The following is a 20,027-nucleotide window of genomic DNA, read 5'->3' on the forward strand; positions in this document are numbered from 1 at the left end:
TTCAACGACCGCAGCGTCCCCACCGTGGCGGTTCGGTCTCACACGATCTCACTCAGGCGTTCGGACCGGGGTGGTCCGGGTTCCCGCTCGACCAGCGGTACCCACGTACTTGCTCGGGTGTTCCCACTTGCGTGGGGGTGGTAGGTCTCACCTACCGAAATCAAGACTATCAGCGGTCGCTACGCGACCGACACGCGAGATCTGCTCCTCCCCACCCTGAAGGACGGGGCATCCGCAGATTGGAGATCAGGTGAAGCCACTACGAGTCGTGGTGTGCGGCACCAACTTCGGCCGGTTCTACCTGCGTGCACTGCGGATGCTGGAACCCGACTTCGCCTTGGCGGGTATCGTCAGCCGGGGCGGCGGGGCCTCACGAGCGCTGGCCGAACAGGAAGGCGTGCCGCACTACGACGCGATAGAGGCGTTGCCCGCGGACATCGACCTAGCCTGCGTCGTCGTGGGCTCGGCGATCTCCGGCGGCGCGGGAACCGAGCTCGCGAAAGCCCTGATCACGCGCGGGATCCACGTCATCCAGGAACACCCGGTGCATCTGGACGAACTCAGCGCGTGCCTGAAGCTGGCCCGCCGCAACGGGGTGCAGTACCGGATCAACTCGCACTACCCCCACGTCGGTCCGGTCAAGGCGTTCATCGACGCCGCGGCAATGCTGCGTGCCCGGCAACAGCCGCTGTTCGTCGACGCGCTCACTCCGGTCCACGTGCTCTACCCGCTCGTCGACGTGCTCGGGCGAGCGTTGGGCGGGATACGGCCCTGGCGCCTGGCCGATCCCGTCGACCCGCCCGAGGAACTGGCGACGCTGGCGGGCGCGGCGCACCCGTTGCGCTCGCTATCGGGAGTGCTGGCAGGAGTACCGGTGTCGCTGCGGGTGCAGAACCAGCTCGATCCCGCCGACCGCGACAACCACGCCTTGCTGTGGCACCGGATCACGCTGGCCACCGAAGGCGGGGTGCTCACACTGGCCGACACCCACGGTCCGGTGCTGTGGAGCCCGCGCATGCACGCCCGCCGCGACGCCGACCACCGGCTGGTCTTCGACGGCCCGTCGACCGGCCTGCCCAGCACATCGGTGCTGGCCGGAACCGAAGCGGGTTCGTTCGGCGACCTCTTCGACCGCGGCTGGCCGGCGGCGATCGGGCGGGCGTTGCAGGACATGCGCGAAGCCATCGCCTCCGGTGCCGATCCGCTCCAGGCCGGGCAGTACGACCTCACGGTCACCAGGGTCTGGGCCGACATCGCTCAGCGACTCGGCCCACCGGAGGTCATCCGGCCCGGCGCGCCGGAGGTCCTGTCGGTGGCGGACCTGGCCAGTGACGGGGCGACGCGCGATGCGGAATCTTATTCACCAACGGCAGAGTTCTTCGACCTGGCCGCCGCGTCCCACGTCCACGAGCACAGTGCCCCCGCCGTGCTCACCGCACTGTCGGATGTGGACTCCCGGGAACCGGTGGTGGAGATCGGTGCGGGCACCGGGCTGCTCACGGTGGCCATCGCCCGTGCCCGCCCCGACCTTGAAATCATCGCGAGCGAACCCGCGGCCGGGATGCGGGCGGTGCTGACGAGCCGGGTGTTCGCCGACCCCGAGCTGCGGCCAAGGGTTACGGTGACCGCCGAAACGGCGCAGGACCTCGTGCTGCCGGAACGGATCTCGGCCGCCGTGGTCTGCGGGGTCGCAGGCCATCTCACGGCACCCGAGCGCATCCGGCTGTGGCGACGACTGGCCGAACGCCTGGCGCCGGGCGGCGTCATCGTCGTGGAACTGATGGGCATGGCCACGCCGACCGCGATCGCTGAAACGCGGTTGGCCACCGAAACAGTCGGAGACCAGCGCTACGAGTGGTGGTTCCGGGCCAAGCCCGGCCACGACGACCTCGTGCGGATGCACACCACCTGGCGGGTCCACGCCGGTGACCGGCTGGTCCGCGAGGTCGACGACAGCTACGACTGGCGCGCCTTCGGCCTCGAAGTCGTCGCCGAAGAGGCCCGCACCGCAGGGCTGGAACTGCACCCCCTTCCCGCGACCGGATCGACCCCGATCGGCGTCCTGGTCGATCAACCCGGAGGAAGCATCAGATGACCGCCGAAGCACCTAGGCCGTTCCCGATCCGGCGCGAGTGCCCGTTCACCCAGCCGGCCGCCTACGCCTCGCTGCGCACCGACGAGCCGGTGGCCAGGGTCACCCTGCCCACCGGAAAGCAGGCATGGGTGCTCACCCGCTACGGCGACGTGCGGTCAGTGCTGGCCGACCCGTCGATCAGCGCCGACGCCCGGCACGAGAACCTGCCCGCGCTGGGACTCGGCGAACGGGAGGCGGCAGCGAAGTCGCGACCGTTCATCCGCACCGACCCGCCCGAGCACACCCGCTACCGGCGCATGCTCCAGGCCGAGTTCACCGTCAGGCGGGTGAAGTCGATGCGCCCGGGGATCCAGGCCACGGTGGACCGCCTCATCGACGAGATGGAGGCCGCCGGGCCGACCGCGGACTACGTCCCCGCCTTCGCCAACGCGGTGTCGACCTCCACGGTGCTGGAACTTGCCGGGGTGCCCACCGACGACCTGGAGTTCTTCCGCGACGTCACCCGGGTCTCCGGCGGTCGCGGCAGCAGCGAGCAGGAGGTCACCGCCGCGCTGGGCAACATGTTCCGGCTGCTGGGCGAGCTGGTCGACCGGCGCACCACCGATCCCGGCGAAGACCTGCTGTCCAAACTCGTGGTCAACCACTTGCTGACTGGCCGGGCCGAGCGCCAGGAGGTGCTCTCGACCATCGGCATCACCATCATCGCCGGACGCGAGACGACCACCAACATGATCGCCCTGGGCACGCTGGTGCTGCTGGAGCGTCCGGAACTGCTGGCAGCGCTGCAGGCCGATCCGTCCCGGATTCCCGACGCCGTCGAGGAACTGCTGCGGGTGCTTTCGATCGCCGACTCGATCCCGCTGCGGGTCGCGACCCGCGACATGATCGTGTCCGGTACTCAGGTGTCCGCCGGAGACGGCGTGATCGCGCTGCTGGGAGCTGCCAACACCGACCCGGAGGTCTTCACCGGACCCGACGAGATCGACCTCGACCGGGCCAACCGGCACCACCTGGCCTTCGGCTATGGGATCCACCAGTGCATCGGCCAGAACCTGGCCCGGCTGGAGCTGGAGGTTGCGTTGGGCACGATCATCCGGCGGCTGCCCGGGCTGCGGCTGGCGGTGCCGCTGACCGAACTGGAATTCAAGCACGACGCCGCCACGTTCGGTCTCGAATCGATGCCGGTGGACTGGTGATGGCGATGAACGTGCGCATGGGACCGTGGCTGCGGCGCTACCGCACGCGCCCTGGAGCAGCCGTCCGGCTGATCTGCATACCGCACGCCGGGGGAGGCGCGGGCGCCTACCGGGCGTGGGCGGACCTGCTGCCGCCGTCGGTGGAGCTGATCGCCGTTCAGTACCCGGGACGCGAGGACCGGTTCACCGATCCTCCTGCCGAGAGCATGGACGAGCTGGTCGACGGCATCGCGGGAGCGGTGCGCCGGGTCGCCGACCGCTCGTACCTGGTGTTCGGCCACAGCATGGGCGCGGCCGTGGCCTATGAGACCGTCCAGCGCCTGCGCGGGCTCGGCGTGGCTGAGCCGGAGTGGTTGCTGGTCTCCGGTCGTCCCGCCCCGCACCAGGCCGAGCCCGGTGACGTGCACCTGCGTGACGACGACGGCCTGTGCGCAGAGCTGGTCCGCCTCGGCGGCACCGACGCCGACGTGCTGGCCGATCCGGACCTGCGTGCCGCGGTCCTGGGCTACGTGCGCGCCGACTACCGCATCATTGAGAACTACCGCCCGCGCCCGGCGCCGAAGCTGAGCTGCCCGCTCGGCGTGTTCGTCGGTGACACCGATCCCGAGCTCGACCTCACCGGGGCCGAGGGGTGGCGGTCGGTGACCACTGGGCGCACCGACGTGCAGAGCTTCGAAGGCAACCACTTCTACCTCGGTCCACGTCGCCGGGAGGTGGTCGCGGCGATCCTGCGGCGGCTGGATCCGGCGGTGGCGCAGGCCGGGGCCGAGTGGCCGAGCACGCCATGACCGGGACAGGAGACCTGATGCGCGGCGACTACACGCCGACGGCGGAGTTCTACGAACTGGTGGCGGACCGGCAGGTCCGCAGCAGCGGTCCGCCGCTGCGCGCAGTTCTGTCCGATGTGGATGGAAGCGCCGGGGAGGTGCTGGAGATCGGGGCGGGCACCGGCCGGGTCACCGAGGTGATCGCCGAGGCACTGCCCACCGCGCGGATCGTCGCGGCCGAGCCTTCGCCTGCGATGCGGGCTATCCTGACCAGCCGTGTCGCCACGGACGACGACCTGCGGGCCCGGGTGCGGGTCACCGCGCAGGCCGCTCCCGATCTAGATCTTCCTGAATCCCTTGCCGCTGTAGTGATTTTCGGTGTTGTTGGGCACCTGGACGCCGACGAGCGCAGGCGGTTGTGGCGCCGCCTTGGCGAGCGGCTGGTGCCGGGCGGCGTCGTCGTGGTGGAGCTCATGGGTGTGCGCAGCCCCCGTGACATCCCGCCGACGCTGTCGCTGACCGCGGTGATGGGGCGGCAGAACTACGAATGGTGGGTGGCGGGTCGGCCCGCGGGGCCGGACCTGATGCGCTTCATCAACACCTGGAAGGTGCGCCGGGGAGACGTCCTGGTGCGCGAGATCACCGACAGTTACGAATGGTACACAGTGGACACTGAACTTCTCGCTGCTGAGTCAGGGATGACGATCCGGCCGGTGCCCCGTGTGGTCACCGACGCCGCACCGGTGGAACTGGCGGTGTTGGTGAAGTGACCACAACCCGGGAACCCGCCGCTCGTTGGACGCTGGTCCTGGTCTGCGTGGCGGGCGCGTTGATGACGCTGGATATCACCATCCTCAACATCGGTCTGGAGCAGATCGCCACCGGTCTGGACGCCACGCTGCCCGATCTGCAATGGGTGGTGGGGGTCTACCCGCTGGTGTTCGCCGCGTTGCTGCTGCCCGCGGGCTCGTTGTCGGACCGCATCGGCCGCAGGCGGATGTTCATCGCCGGTGCGGCGGTGTTCACCGCGTCGTCGGTGGCGTGCGGGCTGGCGACCGGCCCGACGGCGCTGACCATCGCACGCGCGGTGCAGGGCATCGGTGGGGCGATGACCTACGCCCCGGCGATTCCGTTGCTGGCAGAGGCTTTCCCGCCGCAGCGCCGCCCGGCGGCGATGGGCATCTTCAGTGGTGTCAGTGCCGGTGCGGCGGCGGTCGGACCGCTGGTCGGCGGTGCGCTGGTCGACACCTTCGGCTGGCGGTCGATGTTCTTCGTCAATCTGCTTCCCGGCGCGCTCCTGGTGGCCGGTGCGGCGATCAAGATCGTGGAGTCGGTGGTGGCCCAGCGGATAAGGCGCTTTGACCTGCCCGGCACCGTGTTGGCGATCGGCGTGCTGTTCGCCGTGAACTACGCGGTGGTCGCCGGTGCCGACAACGGCTGGAGCAGTCCGGACGTGGTGGGCTCGATCATCGGAGCCGTCGTGGCGCTGGTCGCCTTTCTGCTCGTGGAGGGCCGAAGTGACGATCCGATGCTGGATCTGCGGCTGTTCCGGATCGGTTCGTTCTCCGGGGCGGCGTTGCTGAGCCTGCTGACCCGGATGTTGCACCTGGGCACGCTGTCCTACTTCGTGCTGTGGTTGCAGGGGATGCTCGGCTACTCGCCGTTGCAGGCCGGACTACGGCTGCTGCCGTTCTCGGCGATGGCGGTGGTGACCTCGCTGCTGGCGGGCAGGCTGGTCGGCCGCCTGGGACTGCTACCGGTGCTGGCCACCGGATTCGTCGGTATGGCCGCCGGCTTCGCGTTGCTGACCAGAATTGGGCCGGACTCGCCGTGGACCGTTGCGCTGGTGGGGTTTTTCGTCCTCGGTGCGGCGGCGGGGCTGCTCTTCCCACCGCTGATCACGATCTCGGTCGGCGTCGTGCCGCCGGAGCATTCCGGGATGGCCAGCGGGCTGATGAACTCGTTCTTCCCGCTGGGAACCGCGTTGGGCGTGTCCACGTTCGGCGCGGTGCTCTCCGCTCGCGTCCAGGCGGGCATGACCGATGCGGCGCTTGCGGCGGCCGGCCTCCCCGACGATGTGCAGGATCCGGTGCGGGTCGCTGTTGCCGCCGGCCGGTTCGGCGAACTGCCCGGACTCACCGGCGGCTCGGCAGAAGCGGCGGAACTGGCTAAAACGGCTTTCGCAAACGGGATCGCGACCGTCAGCCTGGTGTCGTTGGGGCTGGCCCTGCTCGGCGGGCTGGTCGCCGTGCTGACCGTCCGCAACCGCCAGCTGCGCACCTGACGTTCAGGCCGGGGTGAACTCGCAGGGTAGGTGCTTGACGTTCATGAACAGCGAGCGCAGACGCTCGGGTTCCCCGGTCGCGCGGATGTCGGGCCGCCGGCGCAACAACTCCTGGAACAGCACGGTGATCCCAGCCGGGCCAGGTGCACGCCGAGGCAGAAAGGCGGGCCTTGGCCGAAGGCCAGGTGCGGATTGGGTGAGCGTCACGTCGAAGGCGTCCAGTCGGTGAAGACCGACTCGTCGCGCTCTCCGCGAGTCGCGAGGAGTCGATGGTCTCGCGGGCGACGTGCACCAACCGCTCCCGCAGGCCCGCGATCCGCCGTGGCGTGGACGCGCGGGACACCGACTGCCGCAGGCACGTGTGCGTGGGACCGTCGTTGTTGATCATTGACGGACGAAGAACTCCGTCGGCCTCGGCGGGATGTCTGGAATACCCGAAGCGTGCGGGACGGGCCGGAAGATCCGCGGATTCTGGGAGGCCAGCAGCAGATCCGCATGGCGCGTGATCGCGTGGAACCCGGAACCCTCGTCCACGTAAGGCAGATCGGACTGGGCGAGGGTCGTTCGCCCGCAACCATGCGGTGCCCTTGGCGCGGTGCTGGATCGGGCGGCCCCGGAAGCCTTCGAGGTCGGCCAGGTCCGGGGTAGGTGTCATCAGTGCTCCGCGATCGTCGTCGGGACGCGCTCGGCCAGCGCGCGGGTGGTCGGATGCCGTGGCGCTGTGAGCACAGTGGACACCGGCCCGCTCTCCACGACCCGGCCGTGGTCGAGGACCTGCACGTGCGAGGCACAGCGGACGACTTCGGTGAGGTTGTGGGTGATCAGCACGACCGTGAGCCGCAGCGTCGCGCGCAGCTCGTCGAGCAGGTCCAGCACCGCGTCGCCAGTCGCGGTGTCCAGCGCGGACGTGATCTCGTCGCAGACCAGCACCCGGGGATCGCAGGCCAGCGCACGGGCAAGATTGACCCTCTGGCGTTCACCGCCGGACAGCGAACCGGGGTAGCGGTCGGCCAACTCCACCGGCAGCCGGACCTGGCCGAGCAGCCGCTCCGCCTCGCGCGTGGCCCGCGCGGCGGGCATCCCGCGCAGCGCGCGCATCGGCCGGATCAGCGCGGCGCGCACGGTTTCCCGGGGGTTCAGCGCCCCCGCGCTGTCCTGGGCGACGAGCTGGACCGAGCGGCGTTGGTCCGGCCGGCGTGCCGTGGCGGCAGGTGCGAGCACCTGCCCGTCGAGGGTGAGCGCACCGCCGCTGCGCCGGTGCAGTCCGACCAGACAGCGCGCCAGCGTCGACTTGCCGGACCCGGACGGGCCCACGACCGCGACGCACTGGCCGGTGGCGGCGCGCAGATCGACGTCGCTCAAGGCGACGCTGTTGCCGAACCGGGCTCGGAGTCCCGTGCCGTTGAGCCCACCCTCGTTGTCCGCTGTCGGCGGCTCGGCGGCCACGAACCGGCGCGGGACGAGCACCTCGTCGGCAGAGCCTTCGCGGTGGATCCTGCCGAGCTGGAGGACCAGCACGTGGTCGGCCAGCTCCCGCACTGCCGACTCGTCGTGGCTGACGAGCACCACCGCGCAGTCCGACCGTAGTTCGGCGATCAGCGCACGTACTTCGCGTCCCACCGCCGGATCCAGGCCGGCCGTCGGTTCGTCGAGCACCAGCAGCCGGGGCGACCCCGCCAGCGCTCTGGCGAAGGCGACCCGCCGCGCCTGACCGCCGGAGAGCTGATGTGGATAGCGCCGCAGGAATCCGCCGTCGGTGGGGAGCTGGACCCGCTCGAGCAGTCGCCGGGTCTCGGCGGTGGTGTTGGCGCCGGACCGCAGACGCACGGCTTCGGCCAGCTGACGGCCGATCCGTCGGGCGGGGTTGAGCGCGGTGGCAGGATCCTGGCCGAGGAACGACACGACTCGGCGGCGCAACGCCGTGGTGCGCGCCGGATCGAAGGGGTCGTGCCCGTCGACGGTCACCGATCCCGACCGCACTTCCAGCCCGGGACGCACGTGACCGAGCAGCGTCAGCGCGGTCGTGGTCTTGCCCGATCCGGATGTGCCCATCAGAGCGATCACCTCGCCGGTCCGCGCGGTGAGTCCCACGCCGTCGACCACTGGCCGGCCGTCGTCGATGCGCGCCACCACCAGGTTCTTGATGCGGGCCGTCATGACCGGCTCCGGTGTGCGGCTTCATCGGCGAGCAGGTTGACCGACACAGTGAACACCACCAGCAGCAGGGCCGGTACGAGCACCGGCCAGGGGTTGAGGACCATGCCCGGGAAGTTCTCGTTGACCATCCGGCCCCAGTTCGCAGCCGGAGCACCCCGGCCGAGCCCGAGAAATCCCGCCGTCGCGGTCAGGTGGATGGCGGCCGAGAAGCGGATGCCCAGTTCGGCGACCAGGGTGCCGATGATCGAGGGCAGCACGTCGTGACGCAGGACCCGCCACCGGCCGTCGCCGCGAGCGCGGGCGATCTCGACGAAACCGAGCGCGGCGACCTGGCGGGTCGCGGCCCGGATGACCCGCACCGAGAACGGCACGCACACCAGCGCGACGGCGACCAGCACCGCCAGATCGCTGCCGGGGAAGCCGGTTGCCACGATCAGCATCAGCAGCAGGGGCGGGGCGACGCCGAAGATATCGACGACCCGCACCGCCAGCTCGCCCGCCCGCCTGCCGGCGATCCCGGCGAACACCCCGACCACCACGCTGATCGCGCTGGCCAGCAGGGTCGAGCCCAGCGCGAGCCCGAGCACCGCGAGTCCGCCGTGCAGCAGCCGCGTCAGCACGTCCCGGCCGATTCCGTCGGTGCCCAGCGGAAACGGGCTACCCGGTGACTCGTAGGGAAGTGCCAGCTGGTCAGTAGGAGATCCGCTCGACAGCAGCGGGCCGAGCACGGCGAGCCCGGCGACACCCACCACTACCGTTCCACAGACCACGACCGTGCCGTGCGTACGCCGACGTGCCATCAGTGTTCGGCGAGGGGACCCGCTGCTTTAGCTGCGGGGTGAATCGCCGCTACGTTTCGCAAGTTTCGGGTCTTGCTCGCCGACCTCCTCTCGTTATACGTGTGTCGTGTGTATGCTCCGGTTGTGTCGGTAACCAGGAAAGTTCGCCGGTTTTCCGGTGGTGTGTACGACCTGGGGCTGCACGTGGTGTGGTGCCCGAAGTACCGCCGCCCGGTACTCGATGGACGGGTCGCGGCACGACTGGAAGAACTGATCCGCGCCAAGGCTGACGAACGGGGGTGGGAAATCGTGACACTGGAAGTAATGCCGGACCACGTACACCTGTTCGTCAAGCACGACCCCAAGTCGTCGGCGTCGTATGTAGCGAACCAGCTCAAAGGCTTCACCTCCCGGGTTCTTCGGGAAGAGTTCCCGCATTTGCGGTCGCGTCTGCCTACGTTGTGGTCGTCGTCGTATTTCGCGGCGTCGGTGGGTGCGGTGAGCGCAGAAACGGTACGCCGGTACATCGACACCCAGTGGGAACGCCCGTGAGGCGCGCCTACAAGTTCTTGCTCCGGCCGACCAGCAAGCAGCAGCAAGCGCTGCGGGAAATGCTGGCCGATCACCGTGTGCTCTACAACGCCGCGTTGCAGGAACGCCGAGACGCCTACCGGCATAGCTCGCAGACCCGAATCCGCTACGGCGACCAGTCCGGGCAGCTCAAAGCGATCCGCGCGTTCGACCCCGACCGTCAGGTTGATGCGGGTTGGGGGCAGTTCCTCGCAATCCTGGCGAACAAGGCTGAGAGCGCTGGTCGCCGCGTGATCCGAGTGGATGCCCGCAACACCTCGCGCACCTGCCCCGACTGCGGGCACGTCGCGAAACATAACCGCGTCAGCCAAGCCGAATTCGTCTGCCAACACTGCGGTTACATCGCGAACGCGGACGTCGTCGGCTCGGTCAACATCCTTTCCAGGGCCGGGCTGGTCCTCTCCGACACTGCATAGCCAGCACCGGAGGAAACCCGCCGCTTCAGTGGTGGGTGGAGTCATCACAACCCCTGCCGACGCGGGTCGAGCAGCGCGGCCACGACGTCGCCGACGAGCAGCGCCAGCAGCGCCGCCGCGCACAGCGCGAGCGAAAGTCCCTGAACCATCGGCACATCCCGGTTGGCGACCGCCTGCTGGAGCTCGTAGCCCAGCCCCGGGTAGTTGAAGATCGTCTCGACCACCACCGCGCCACCGGTCAGGCCGCCGAACATCACTGCGACGGCCTGCACCGCCGGCCCCAGGGCGTTGGGCAGCACGTGCCGCAGAGCCAGGCGAGCACCCCCGATCCCGGCCAACCGTGCTGACTCGACGTACGGTCCGGCGGCGACGTCGACGACCGCCGAGCGCACCAGCCGGGTCGCGGTGGCCAGCCCGACGAGCATCAGGCTCAGCACCGGCAGCACCATCACCTGCGGGCTGTCCCAGGGCCGCCCGCCGACCGGGGCCAGCGACACCTCCGGCAGCAGCGCGAGCCAGCTCGACAGCACGGCGGTCAGCACCACCACGGTCAGGAACTCGGGAAGGCCGGCCAGCACCACCGCGCCACCGGAGATCAGCCGGTCGGTGCGCCGCCGCGCACGCATCCCGGAGAGTAGTCCGCCCACGATCGCCAGCGGGGTGGCCAGCAGCAGCGCCAGCGCGGACAGCACCAGACTGTTGGGCAGCCGTTCGGCGAGCACTTCGGCGACCGGCCGCCCACCGACCAGGCCGGTGCCCAGGTCGCCGGTGGCGGCGTGGGCCAGCCACGAAGCGAACCGTTCTGCCGCACTGCGGTCCAGTCCGAGCTGGACGCGCAGCCGGTCGCGGTCGGCTTGGCCGGCCTGCGTTCCGGCGAGCGAGTCGGTGGCGTCGCCGGGTAACAGGTCGGTGGCGGCGAAGATCAGCGCGGACAGCGCGATCAGCGCCACGAGCGCCCCGGTGACGCGGTGGACGAGGAACAGCGTCAGCCTCATGCCAGGTACGCGCCGGAGAAGTCCGCCCACGGCTCGTTGGTCACGCCGAGTAGGTTCGAGACGTGGCCGTTGACGGTGGGGGTGAACACCGGCACCACCGAATTGCCCTCCTCCCAGATCAACCGCTGGGCCTGCACCGCGGCGTCGCGCCGCTGCACGCCGTCCACCGCGCTGCGGGCCTGGAGGACGAGCGCGTCGATGTCGAGGCGGTTGAACCCGAAGGTCGACGGCGCGCCTGCGGTGCGTGTGGTGGCATAGCCCGACAGCGGAGGAGACGGCGGTGAGTAGGTGGCCGCGAACGGCAGCTGGTAGTAGGACTTGATGTCGGCGAAGAGCTGGCCGGGCGGGCGCTGGTCGAGCTTCGCGTCGACACCCGCGGCCTTGAGGTTCTCGACGTACAAAGTGGACACTTCCGCCAGTCCGGCCACGTCGGAACCGGTGGTCAGCGTGATCGGCATGCCCTCGGCGCCTGCCTCGCGCAGCAGTGTCCGGGCGCGGTCGACGTCGTGGGGACGTTGGGGGATTTCCCCTGCGTAGTCGGCGAATCCCAGTGACGGCAGGTCGTTGCCGACGACACCCTTGCCGAACAGGACGGATCGGACCATGCTCTCGCGGTCGGCGGCGAGCTTAAAAGCCTGGCGCACCCGCACGTCGTCGAAGGGCTTGTGCGCGAGGTTCATCATGAATCCGAACGACGTCGCGTGCGGCAACTGACCGGTGCTGACCGCGAAGCGGTCCCGGGCCTCCAACGTGCGTGCCGTGACCGGACTAACATCGCCAACGAAGTCCAGCTGCCCGCCGGTCAGCGCGTTCACCCTGGCGTTGGAGTCGGGGATCGAGCGCAGTTCCAGTGAGTCCAGGTACGGTCCGCCGCCCAGGGCAAGACCGTAGAAGCCGTCGTGGCGGACGAGCGTGCTGCCTTGTCCGGGCGCGAACTCGGTGAGCCGGAACGGGCCGCAGGTCGGCATCTCGGGGGTGAAGGACGTGGTGCCGTCCTTGATCACCAGCGTGCTCTGGCACAGCACCAGTCGGCCGTCGGCGATGGGCTGCCGGGCGGGCAGCACCAGGGTTACCTCGTCGGCGACGTGCGCCGCCGTCAGGTCGAAGTTCCGCGCGGGCGGCTTGAGGTAGGGAAGCGCTCCGAGCGCGACCGGTGCGTTAAGTGAGTGCAGCACGTCCCGCGCGGTCAACGTGGATCCGTCGGTGAACGTGACTCCCTTACGCAGCCGGAGAGTGTAAGTGCGGAGGTCGTCGCTGATGTCGATGCCCTCCAGCACGCCGTAGCGCACTCCGCCGGGTGCCGATGGGTCCAATGTGCCCAGTCGGCCGTGGATCGCCCGGGCACGCACCGAGTCCAATGCCGTCGGACCGGTCAGGAAGTTGAGAGTTTCCGCCGCGCCGCCGCCAGTGAAGGCGGCCCGCAACGTGCCACCGCGCCGTGGTGGTCCGCCCGGTTCGGCCGTACCGCAGGCGGCCAGGACGCCGGCCCCGGCTACGAGTAACCCGGAGGCGCGGAGGAACGAACGTCGGCGGATGTGCTGAGTCACGGGAACGATCTCCAGGGAGGTAGTGGCGGCCGATCATGTCGTGACCGTCACGGCACCGGACGGGCACAGCCGCGCGGCTTCGAGCACGGCCTCCTCGTGCCCTGCGGAAACCGCTGCGTCATGCCCGCCCGCGAGCAGCCGCACGGTGCCGTCGGCGTCGTCCTGGTCGAAGACGTCACCGGCGGCGAACACGCACTGGCCTGCGCCGACGCACTTCTGGACATCGATCGTCACGCGCACTGCAAGCTCCACCGATAGGGGCGTCCCCGGACGGTCACCTCTGTCGAGACAGCGTAATCGAAGATGAAATCCATTTCCAGTAATTTCTTCCGCATGGTGGCCGGCCCATCGTCCTCACCGTGCGGGTGCCTCCGGGACGGCGTCGGGACTGTCGGTGCTGTGAGCAGGCATGTTGTTAACTACCGTGCGCCGTCAATGTGAGGTGCGGGCGGTGCCGGCGGCCCGGCGGCCGATGAATCCACCATCGCTCTCCCCTCGGCGGCGAAGCCGCGCTCGTCAGGGTCACGGACCGCGAAGGATAGCGCAGGGTAGCGGGGGTGCGGCAGTAGGCACAACCAGTCCTCCCGGCAGCGACCTGCGCGCCACAGTGCGCAAGTTCGTGAAACCTACTGGCCGAGCGGGAGTTCGATGATCATTGCGTCGAAGTGCGGCGAGTCGGGAAACGGCTGGAGCTTGGCGACCTTTCTCCAGCCCCACCGCAGATAGGCGCGTTGGGCAGACTCGTTGTCCTCGCGCACCAGCAGGGTTGCGCGTTGCTCGCGCCGACTGCGGAGAAGCGCGTCGTGGGTGGCGTGCGCAATGCCTTTGCCCTGCCATTCCGGCACGACCATGAGTTCGTTCAACGCGAACGTGCGAGTGCCCGTCTCCTCGGTGAACCCGTCCGGGACGGGTGTCGTCAGTCCTTGCCACCAGCGGGCGTTGACGGGCAGAGAATAGCCGAACGTCTGACCTATCGCCTGGCCGTGGATGTTGGTCACGACCAGACCGAAGCCGGGTGCCTTCATATACCCCCGCGTCCGCTCCGCGAATCGCTCGGCCGAGAAGAACGGGTTCGAGATGACATCCTGGTGGCTGGCCTCGTACAGCGGCACAATGACGTTTTCGATTAAGTCACGGGCGGATTCTGCGTCGTGATACTGGAAGGTGATGTCCATACTCGATCCAAATCAGGCGGGGGAGAGAAGCGCGCGTGCCTGCTTGACGTAGGTCTTGCGCTGATCGTCAGGGGGTACGGCATTGATCGCGTCCAGGGCAGTGCGGTGCACGAGACCGTCCGCGCGCTGCCAGTCGTCCAGCGCTGCGAGCGTGTCCGCGAGATGGTTCACTCCGGTCTCCACCTGCCCTGAGCGGATGAGCACCGTGGCTCGGTGCGTCTCGATCTGGGTCGGGCCTTGGAAGCTGGTCGCCGGGTAGAGCGCGAGGGCGTCATCCTGTGCCCGGAAGGCGCTGTCGACCCGGCCCGCGAGGGAGTGCACCTCGCTTTCGATGAAGTGCAACCGCTGGGCTGTCCAGCTCCATTGGCTCGCCTTGTCGTGGTCCTCGCTTGCCGGGAGCCTCGCGTACAGGTCGCTGATCGTATTGAGGGCCTGCTGCGCGTCCTGGTCCCGACCGATACGGGCGAGGGTCTGCGCACGCGCCGCCCAGCCGCTCAGAACACCCGCGCATGGCTGGGACTTACCGAGGGCGATGGAGCGGTCAGCCATCGCGAGGACGCGCTCAGGCGTGGCGTTATAGAGGGACGAGACGGCGTGCTTGCCACCGATCAGGGCGGACAGGCGCGGGTCACCGACCGTGGCAGCGGCGCGAGTCGCGGTGCGCCACCAGCGCTGGGCAACAAGGTGCTCGCGCATGCTGACGAACGTGATCGCGGTCAATGCGGCGAGCTGCGCGGCGGAATCGATCATTCGCGTGCGCAGCGTCCCCCTGGCACTGGCGATGCGGCTGTGCAGATCGGCGAAGTCGGCGGTCAACGCGGGCAACGTGCGAGACGGCGGCAGGATATGGACCTGGCGGGCGTAGTCGGCGGCGATCTGTGCCCACTCATCGGCGTCGTCGCCGGATGGCGGCAGGGCGAGCATGCCATCGAGCCCGCGGCGGACGTGTTCGAGCTGGTCGAGGACCGGACCGCCCAGCGCGGCAGGGCCGAGCAGCGTCAGTAATGTTCGGCGGTTCACGTCATCGTCCTCGACGTTGCCGGTCGAGGGAAGCCCGGAGCCCTGAGGCGCGAACTGCTGCGCGAGCTGGCCGCGCTGAATCTGTTCGAGCTGTCGCCATTGCTCCTCTGCGGCCTTGACGTGGTCGTATTCGGCCACGAGAGCGCCATTAGCCTTGTAGACACTATCTGCGACCTCCCAGAATTTCCGGTCGGGAAACTGGCGTGCCTTTTCGATGTGGGCGATCGATGAACGTGTGTATCCGGTGCGTCGCCCGAGTTCGGTCTGGTTGATTCCGGTCGATTTTCGGTACTCGGCGAGCGTCTCCCCGAGCGCGCGCCGTAGCGCCTCGATCGGTTCCGGCAAGCGGGCCATGTTTTCCGTCCGTGGTGAACAGTACGTGTCCGTTCCGCGTCTAGCGTAGTCGCTGGGCGCGCCATGTCCACGCCGCTATCAGGTGGAAGGTGTGGGAGCTTGCGCCCACACCTTCCCCACACCGTTACGCGCAGGGTTCCGTTGGTGACGTAGCGCGACAGAGCCGGTGTCCGGAATGGAATGCCTCCGCACCGCACCCGGTATGTGACAGGGATTCCTAGACCGCTCGGCCGGTGGTTCTGGACCTATCAGGGTCGCAGACCGCAGCCGCCGGCCGAGCAGCCTCCCCGCGCCTTTTGCACTGGGGCGCGGGGAGGCCCCTAAACCCGGCCGGGATGTCGTGAGCCCCCGTCCCCGGCATCCCGGCCGGACCCAAGGAAGGAAGACAGGTTGAACGACTTGAGAACAGTGTCGTGCCGCGACCGCACGGCCCAGGAACGCGATGTCGTGGTCAGTCACACCTCAACGGCGGTGTGGCTGAGGGTTGGTCCTGAGGAACGGCTGCTCGATGAAACGCAGGCGCAAGCGCTGTACCTCGCGCTCGGCGTCCAGATCGCCGCTGTGCAGACCGCTCGTCGTGAGGCGGTGCGGTCATGAGCGAGTTTCTGGATGCCATCGGCCGCGCGATGAGCGAGCTTTGGGATGCCCTCGGGATCACGGGAGTGATCGCGATGGGAATCGGGCTGTTGGTGTCGTGGGCTGGTCGCCATGCGATGGGCGACACGACCTCAACCCAATCCTCCGTTGACACGGAGGAGTTTCTGCCGAAGGGAAAAGAATGAGCCGCCCGCTTCTGTGCCGGCCTCGGTCGTTCTCCGGGGAGGCAGCCGAGATCGAGGCAGTGGAGTGGGTGGCGAGCCCGAGCGAGTCTGTGGTGCACCTCCGCCTGCCCGGGGCTGGGGGCCTGGTGTGCGGCCACGAGTTGGCAGATGAACCGGAGAGCTGCACCGGGTATCTCCCCGCGGCCCGCTGGCCGCGTTACCAGGCGCATCTAGCGTGTTTGGCCAGCGCTCCGGCATGGGTCGGTGACCTTGTAGAACCGCGCCCCCCGCGGCCGTACATGGAGGAATCGGTGCTGGGGCGGCACGCCATTGAGACGGTGTCGACTCTGCGGATGCCGAACCTGGTGCGGCACATCAAGGCACTTGAATTCTCGATGACCGGGCCGCCAGCCAGGACCGGCACAGAGAACGTCCCCGGTAGCAGCTATCTGCCGGGGACGTGCCGAGAGTCTAGCGGTATCTCGGTCGTGGAGTGCAGCACGCTGCACGAACTGGGGGAGGTCGCGTGACGGCTGTGACTGGGGATCGTGGCTACCACGCCAGTCTTTCCAGACCTGGCGATCAGGGTGCGGCCGCATGTCGGACGGTCCAGTACTCCTGTCCCCAGAGCCACGAGTTCGCGGTGCCGTTCTCCGGCGACGCTGACGTGCCGCTGACCTGGGAGTGTCGCATGCACGGCACCGCGTCGAAGCGCATCGACGGCAGCGAGCCGGAGCAGAAGAAGGCCAAGCCACCGCGCACTCACTGGGACATGCTGGTGGAGCGGCGCACCATCCCGGAACTTGATGAGCTGCTCAACCAGCGGTTGGACGCGCTGCGGGAGAAGAAATGAAGAAGACCAATGACACGCCAGATCACCCAGCCCCAGTCGCTTTTCAGCGAGCGTGCGCCTTGGTCTACGGCATCACGATGATCTCGGTGGTCTCGGACTGGTCGCACACTGCCATCGGCGTCGTGGTCGGGGTGAGCTACATTCTCGCCGATCTCATCTGCAGCTACTTCCTGACCACACGCATGTACCGATGGCGCGCTGCCCTTGCTGACGTACATGGTTCCCAGCACCCCACCACAGATCGCGACACCACTGGCTCACCGCAGGCACGGTGATGGACGAGACACTGGCCCGGGCCGGCATCTTCCAGGGCGTTGAGCCGGCCGCGGCAGAGGCACTGGCCCAGTCGCTGGAACCCGTGGAGTTCCCGCGGGGACACGTGATCTTCGCCGAGAGCGAGCCGGGCGACCGGCTCTACATCATTGCCTCGGGCAAGGTGAAGCTCGGACGCAAGTCGCCCGACGGCCGCGAGAACCTGCTGGCGATCATGGGCCCGTCGGACATGTTCGGCGAGCTGTCCATCTTCGACCCGGGGCCGCGCGCCTCGACGGCGACCACCATCACCGAGGTCCGCGCGCAGAGCATGGACCGCTCAGCCCTCCAGGTATGGATCGGTAAGCGCCCGGCGATCGCCGAGCAGTTGCTGCGAGTCGTCGCGTGCAGGCTGCGCCGGACCAACGGCATGCTGTCCGACCAGATTCTCACCGACGTGCCGGGCCGCGTTGCCAAGGCGGTGCTGCAGCTCGGGCAGCGCTTCGGCAGCCAGGAGGCAGGACTGCTGCGGGTCTCCCACGACCTGACGCAGAAAGAGATCGCGCAGTACGTCGGCGCCTCGCGGGAGTCCGTGAACAAGTCGCTGGCGGACTTCGCGCACCGCGGTTGGCTACGGCTCGAGGGCAAGAGCGTGCTCATCCTCGACCCCGAGCGGCTGGCCCGCCGCTGCCACTGATCAGCCCCACAACAGGAACGACAACATCAGAACAAATGACCGGAATGCATATCCACAAACGCCCCTCATGGAAGCCCGATGAATGGGGTCCGAGCCAGCTTTCTCGTCTGACTCCCGCGCGACGCCGTATTGCCCTGAGCCTGCTTCGTGACTACAACATCGACGAGATCGCAAGAGAAGCATATTTAAGCGCGTACACAGTCAAGGCCCATCTTTGCAGAATCCGCCGCGATCTTAGGGCACGGGACCGCACCCACCTCGTCGCGGCACTGTACGAGACTGGGTTCGCGTTCCCCAGTTGGGCGCACCAACAGGTCAACGTAACGTACATGCGCGCAGTTTTCGACGCCCCCTTCAACTTGATTGACACTCCTTTTGATCCAGGTCAGGTAAACCTCTTGCATGATCGGGAAATAAGAACAATCAAACTTGTCACCCAAGGGCTGACCAACCATGCAATCGCAAAACTCGAATACATTGAAGAGGATAGCGTCAAATCGCGCCTAAAAGAGATCAGAAACAAACTGAACCTCAAGAACCGACATTATTTTGCCGTGTTCGCCTACGAGTCTGGATTAGAGCACGTCGAGCTGACGCTGACTCGGTCATCAGGCAGGGGTAAAACATTGCCTATTTCAAAATGAGCCAATCGATGAGGAGCTACTTTTATTCTTCAGCGCTACCGAGGCTCCTGCCTGCTTCGCGTGGATCGTAGAAACGACCGCTAGAGGGCGGGCGCTGCCCCTTCGATTTCAGTAGTTGATGAAGCGCCAGCGCGGAGCGCAGTGCTTCGCGCTGGCTCTCTAACCGAAAACAGGTCGCATGCTTGAGAAAGCCATCGGAGCCGTGATCTTCGTAATGGTTCTGTGCGTGGGCATACTCGCCCTGGTCGCGCAGGTGCGGGTGAACATGGGGGAGTTCCACTCCTTCGCGCGAGCGTTCTCCGCAACCACCTACGACGCGGCACAGCTCATCGCTCCTATCGGGGCGCTTTTCCACCTGCGCTGAGGTGCGGATCCCGCATCACTGGCGCACGCCTGTGAGGGTCGAGTCGTCTCGTCGCGCCAGGTCCCTGTCGGCGAGACGGCTCCCCGCCTGATGGCCGCCCGATATCGGTACCCCGGGTTCCGGCATCACGCGGCACCCGGCCGACGCGGGCGAGCTGGTGCGACCACCAAGGCCGAGACCCCGTATCTCCCTGCCGCGTTCACAGCACAAGGCCATCCGCTCCGGTGCCCGTCGTGGTCGGTTACGTCATTGGCGGCCTCAACGACCAGGCCAGCGCCTTCTTCTTACTTGGGTACACCCGGCCAACACTGCGAAGAGAAAGCGAACGGACGAACTGATGGGAATGAGACTGAGAGGGACGTTACCCGCGTTGAAAATCGTTCCGCTGGTCGCCGGGCTGTACGGGGCCTCGGCCTGCATGCCCGCGCAACCGTCCCTACCGGCCGTGCCGCCACTGCCACCACCGTCAAGGAGTGCGCCGGCTCCGCCGGTCACGCCACCACAGCCGCGCGAGTATGACTTCCGATCGATCTGCGTCGACCCTCGGAGCGAGAAACGCTTGGACGACTCCGACTGTGACACTGCACCCGCGCAATACACCGGCAGCACACCGGTACTGGGTGTGCACCCGTCACCGCAGCGGTTCTGGTATTACTACCGCGCCAACGGCCAGACCGCACCGAAGGTCGGAGACCGCATCACTGGCGCAGGCACCTTCACGACACCGGTCGCGGCTCCTGGCGAACCGGCCCCGGTGATCGGTCGAAAGAGCAGCATCCCGGTCTCCGGTGGCCCCGTACAACGCGGAGGGTTCGGCATCAATACCAATCCCGGCACGACCTCCGGAACATAGCCACCAGAAAGCGGTCCGCCCGGCGATCGCTGCGACGGCACCCGGAGACCCGACCTCGCCGTCGACGTGAGCCGCTCAGCGTGGCATTTGTGCACCGATAAGGCCCGTCTTGTAGGCTGCGCCTTCTCGCACGCCGCGCGCCTTCTATGGAGTCTGACCGTGCCGGTTCTCGTCTTTCGCATCCGTGCCCGATGGCTCGGAGAGCTTTGCTCTCGGGCCGGTGTGGG

The 20,027-nt window shown here is 68.0% G+C and carries 23 protein-coding genes; 16 read left to right on the forward strand and 7 right to left on the reverse strand.

Annotation, left to right across the window (positions count from 1 at the left end; all coding sequences use genetic code 11):
* Positions 1 to 250: 250 nt before the first annotated feature.
* Genes FDZ84_RS24425 through FDZ84_RS24445 form a run of 5 tightly spaced genes read left to right on the forward strand, consistent with a single transcriptional unit; the run spans position 251 to position 6,342 of the window.
* The gene (locus FDZ84_RS24425; RefSeq protein WP_246868388.1) at positions 251 to 2,095 is read left to right on the forward strand and encodes a Gfo/Idh/MocA family oxidoreductase; all 1,845 of its coding nucleotides are present in this window, start codon (positions 251 to 253) and stop codon (positions 2,093 to 2,095) included.
* Positions 2,092 to 3,291 carry a cytochrome P450 gene (locus FDZ84_RS24430; protein ID WP_168587798.1) on the forward strand — a complete coding sequence of 400 codons (1,200 nt, stop codon included), beginning with the start codon at positions 2,092 to 2,094 and terminating at the stop codon, positions 3,289 to 3,291. The genes FDZ84_RS24425 and FDZ84_RS24430 overlap by 4 nt, the downstream gene beginning before the upstream one ends.
* A gap of 5 nt (positions 3,292 to 3,296) precedes the next feature.
* The gene (locus FDZ84_RS24435; protein WP_168587799.1) at positions 3,297 to 4,079 is read left to right on the forward strand and encodes a thioesterase II family protein; all 783 of its coding nucleotides are present in this window, start codon (positions 3,297 to 3,299) and stop codon (positions 4,077 to 4,079) included.
* Positions 4,076 to 4,828: a trans-aconitate 2-methyltransferase gene (locus tag FDZ84_RS24440; RefSeq protein ID WP_246868389.1), complete on the forward strand. Its 753-nt coding sequence runs from the start codon at positions 4,076 to 4,078 to the stop codon at positions 4,826 to 4,828. Before FDZ84_RS24435 ends, FDZ84_RS24440 begins: the two co-directional genes overlap by 4 nt.
* Positions 4,825 to 6,342 (forward strand): MFS transporter, encoded by a 1,518-nt coding sequence (locus tag FDZ84_RS24445; protein WP_168587800.1) that lies wholly within the window; start codon positions 4,825 to 4,827, stop codon positions 6,340 to 6,342. Before FDZ84_RS24440 ends, FDZ84_RS24445 begins: the two co-directional genes overlap by 4 nt.
* A gap of 654 nt (positions 6,343 to 6,996) precedes the next feature.
* Here FDZ84_RS24445 and FDZ84_RS24450 read toward each other — a convergent pair.
* Positions 6,997 to 8,499: an ABC transporter ATP-binding protein gene (locus FDZ84_RS24450; protein WP_168587801.1), complete on the reverse strand. Its 1,503-nt coding sequence runs from the start codon at positions 8,497 to 8,499 to the stop codon at positions 6,997 to 6,999.
* Positions 8,496 to 9,299: an ABC transporter permease gene (locus tag FDZ84_RS24455; protein WP_168587802.1), complete on the reverse strand. Its 804-nt coding sequence runs from the start codon at positions 9,297 to 9,299 to the stop codon at positions 8,496 to 8,498. Before FDZ84_RS24455 ends, FDZ84_RS24450 begins: the two co-directional genes overlap by 4 nt.
* 123 nt (positions 9,300 to 9,422) lie before the next feature.
* Here FDZ84_RS24455 and tnpA point away from each other — a divergent pair, with 123 nt between their 5' ends.
* Together tnpA and FDZ84_RS24465 are read left to right on the forward strand one after the other, a co-directional pair.
* Positions 9,423 to 9,830 carry an IS200/IS605 family transposase gene (gene tnpA / locus FDZ84_RS24460; RefSeq protein WP_371812918.1) on the forward strand — a complete coding sequence of 136 codons (408 nt, stop codon included), beginning with the start codon at positions 9,423 to 9,425 and terminating at the stop codon, positions 9,828 to 9,830.
* Positions 9,827 to 10,285: a zinc ribbon domain-containing protein gene (locus FDZ84_RS24465; RefSeq protein WP_168587803.1), complete on the forward strand. Its 459-nt coding sequence runs from the start codon at positions 9,827 to 9,829 to the stop codon at positions 10,283 to 10,285. Before tnpA ends, FDZ84_RS24465 begins: the two co-directional genes overlap by 4 nt.
* A gap of 44 nt (positions 10,286 to 10,329) precedes the next feature.
* Here the strand turns inward: FDZ84_RS24465 and FDZ84_RS24470 are convergent, their stop codons facing one another.
* The 5 genes from FDZ84_RS24470 to FDZ84_RS24490 all read right to left on the reverse strand — a co-directional run bounded on the left by FDZ84_RS24470 (position 10,330) and on the right by FDZ84_RS24490 (position 15,376).
* On the reverse strand, positions 10,330 to 11,280 hold the full coding sequence (locus tag FDZ84_RS24470; RefSeq protein WP_168587804.1) for an ABC transporter permease: 951 nt from the start codon (positions 11,278 to 11,280) through the stop codon (positions 10,330 to 10,332).
* Complete coding sequence (locus tag FDZ84_RS24475; protein WP_168587805.1) at positions 11,277 to 12,827, reverse strand: ABC transporter substrate-binding protein; 1,551 nt, start codon at positions 12,825 to 12,827, stop codon at positions 11,277 to 11,279. Before FDZ84_RS24475 ends, FDZ84_RS24470 begins: the two co-directional genes overlap by 4 nt.
* Before the next feature lie 33 nt (positions 12,828 to 12,860).
* Positions 12,861 to 13,067 carry a ferredoxin gene (locus FDZ84_RS24480; RefSeq protein WP_168587806.1) on the reverse strand — a complete coding sequence of 69 codons (207 nt, stop codon included), beginning with the start codon at positions 13,065 to 13,067 and terminating at the stop codon, positions 12,861 to 12,863.
* A gap of 386 nt (positions 13,068 to 13,453) precedes the next feature.
* On the reverse strand, positions 13,454 to 14,002 hold the full coding sequence (locus FDZ84_RS24485) for an N-acetyltransferase (protein ID WP_168587807.1): 549 nt from the start codon (positions 14,000 to 14,002) through the stop codon (positions 13,454 to 13,456).
* Positions 14,003 to 14,014: 12 nt separating this feature from the next.
* On the reverse strand, positions 14,015 to 15,376 hold the full coding sequence (locus FDZ84_RS24490) for a helix-turn-helix transcriptional regulator (protein WP_168587808.1): 1,362 nt from the start codon (positions 15,374 to 15,376) through the stop codon (positions 14,015 to 14,017).
* Positions 15,377 to 15,766: 390 nt separating this feature from the next.
* Between FDZ84_RS24490 and FDZ84_RS24495 the strand changes: the two genes are divergently transcribed.
* The 9 genes from FDZ84_RS24495 to FDZ84_RS24535 all read left to right on the forward strand — a co-directional run bounded on the left by FDZ84_RS24495 (position 15,767) and on the right by FDZ84_RS24535 (position 19,800).
* On the forward strand, positions 15,767 to 15,973 hold the full coding sequence (locus FDZ84_RS24495; RefSeq protein ID WP_168587809.1) for a hypothetical protein: 207 nt from the start codon (positions 15,767 to 15,769) through the stop codon (positions 15,971 to 15,973).
* Complete coding sequence (locus FDZ84_RS24500; protein WP_168587810.1) at positions 15,970 to 16,158, forward strand: hypothetical protein; 189 nt, start codon at positions 15,970 to 15,972, stop codon at positions 16,156 to 16,158. Before FDZ84_RS24495 ends, FDZ84_RS24500 begins: the two co-directional genes overlap by 4 nt.
* A complete protein-coding gene (locus tag FDZ84_RS24505) occupies positions 16,155 to 16,667 on the forward strand; it encodes a hypothetical protein (RefSeq protein WP_168587811.1) in 513 nt (170 codons plus the stop codon). The genes FDZ84_RS24500 and FDZ84_RS24505 overlap by 4 nt, the downstream gene beginning before the upstream one ends.
* The gene (locus FDZ84_RS24510) at positions 16,664 to 16,990 is read left to right on the forward strand and encodes an RNA polymerase-binding protein RbpA (protein WP_168587812.1); all 327 of its coding nucleotides are present in this window, start codon (positions 16,664 to 16,666) and stop codon (positions 16,988 to 16,990) included. Before FDZ84_RS24505 ends, FDZ84_RS24510 begins: the two co-directional genes overlap by 4 nt.
* 59 nt (positions 16,991 to 17,049) lie before the next feature.
* Complete coding sequence (locus FDZ84_RS24515; protein ID WP_168587813.1) at positions 17,050 to 17,265, forward strand: hypothetical protein; 216 nt, start codon at positions 17,050 to 17,052, stop codon at positions 17,263 to 17,265.
* On the forward strand, positions 17,265 to 17,939 hold the full coding sequence (locus FDZ84_RS24520; RefSeq protein ID WP_168587814.1) for a Crp/Fnr family transcriptional regulator: 675 nt from the start codon (positions 17,265 to 17,267) through the stop codon (positions 17,937 to 17,939). The genes FDZ84_RS24515 and FDZ84_RS24520 overlap by 1 nt, the downstream gene beginning before the upstream one ends.
* Before the next feature lie 35 nt (positions 17,940 to 17,974).
* The gene (locus FDZ84_RS24525) at positions 17,975 to 18,583 is read left to right on the forward strand and encodes a response regulator transcription factor (RefSeq protein WP_168587815.1); all 609 of its coding nucleotides are present in this window, start codon (positions 17,975 to 17,977) and stop codon (positions 18,581 to 18,583) included.
* A 178-nt stretch (positions 18,584 to 18,761) separates the two neighbouring features.
* Positions 18,762 to 18,947: a hypothetical protein gene (locus FDZ84_RS24530; RefSeq protein WP_168587816.1), complete on the forward strand. Its 186-nt coding sequence runs from the start codon at positions 18,762 to 18,764 to the stop codon at positions 18,945 to 18,947.
* 559 nt (positions 18,948 to 19,506) lie between these two features.
* Positions 19,507 to 19,800, forward strand: coding sequence for a hypothetical protein (locus FDZ84_RS24535; RefSeq protein ID WP_168587817.1), 294 nt, complete (start codon positions 19,507 to 19,509; stop codon positions 19,798 to 19,800).
* Positions 19,801 to 20,027: the final 227 nt, after the last annotated feature.

The sequence above is a fragment of the Saccharopolyspora sp. ASAGF58 genome (assembly GCF_012277335.1).
GTDB classification, from domain to species: Bacteria; Actinomycetota; Actinomycetes; order Mycobacteriales; family Pseudonocardiaceae; genus Saccharopolyspora; species Saccharopolyspora hattusasensis.

What these genes read in the sequence shown, in the direction of transcription:
- FDZ84_RS24430 (WP_168587798.1), top strand. Translation starts at nt 2,092, where the DNA reads ATGACCGCCGAAGCACCTAGGCCGTTCCCGATCCGGCGCGAGTGCCCG.
- FDZ84_RS24435 (WP_168587799.1), top strand. Translation starts at nt 3,297, where the DNA reads ATGAACGTGCGCATGGGACCGTGGCTGCGGCGCTACCGCACGCGCCCT.
- FDZ84_RS24440 (WP_246868389.1), top strand. Translation starts at nt 4,076, where the DNA reads ATGACCGGGACAGGAGACCTGATGCGCGGCGACTACACGCCGACGGCG.
- FDZ84_RS24450 (WP_168587801.1), bottom strand. Translation starts at nt 8,499, where the DNA reads ATGACGGCCCGCATCAAGAACCTGGTGGTGGCGCGCATCGACGACGGC.
- FDZ84_RS24455 (WP_168587802.1), bottom strand. Translation starts at nt 9,299, where the DNA reads ATGGCACGTCGGCGTACGCACGGCACGGTCGTGGTCTGTGGAACGGTA.
- FDZ84_RS24470 (WP_168587804.1), bottom strand. Translation starts at nt 11,280, where the DNA reads ATGAGGCTGACGCTGTTCCTCGTCCACCGCGTCACCGGGGCGCTCGTG.
- FDZ84_RS24485 (WP_168587807.1), bottom strand. Translation starts at nt 14,002, where the DNA reads ATGGACATCACCTTCCAGTATCACGACGCAGAATCCGCCCGTGACTTA.
- FDZ84_RS24490 (WP_168587808.1), bottom strand. Translation starts at nt 15,376, where the DNA reads ATGGCCCGCTTGCCGGAACCGATCGAGGCGCTACGGCGCGCGCTCGGG.
- FDZ84_RS24500 (WP_168587810.1), top strand. Translation starts at nt 15,970, where the DNA reads ATGAGCGAGTTTCTGGATGCCATCGGCCGCGCGATGAGCGAGCTTTGG.
- FDZ84_RS24505 (WP_168587811.1), top strand. Translation starts at nt 16,155, where the DNA reads ATGAGCCGCCCGCTTCTGTGCCGGCCTCGGTCGTTCTCCGGGGAGGCA.
- FDZ84_RS24520 (WP_168587814.1), top strand. Translation starts at nt 17,265, where the DNA reads ATGGACGAGACACTGGCCCGGGCCGGCATCTTCCAGGGCGTTGAGCCG.
- FDZ84_RS24525 (WP_168587815.1), top strand. Translation starts at nt 17,975, where the DNA reads ATGACCGGAATGCATATCCACAAACGCCCCTCATGGAAGCCCGATGAA.
- FDZ84_RS24530 (WP_168587816.1), top strand. Translation starts at nt 18,762, where the DNA reads ATGCTTGAGAAAGCCATCGGAGCCGTGATCTTCGTAATGGTTCTGTGC.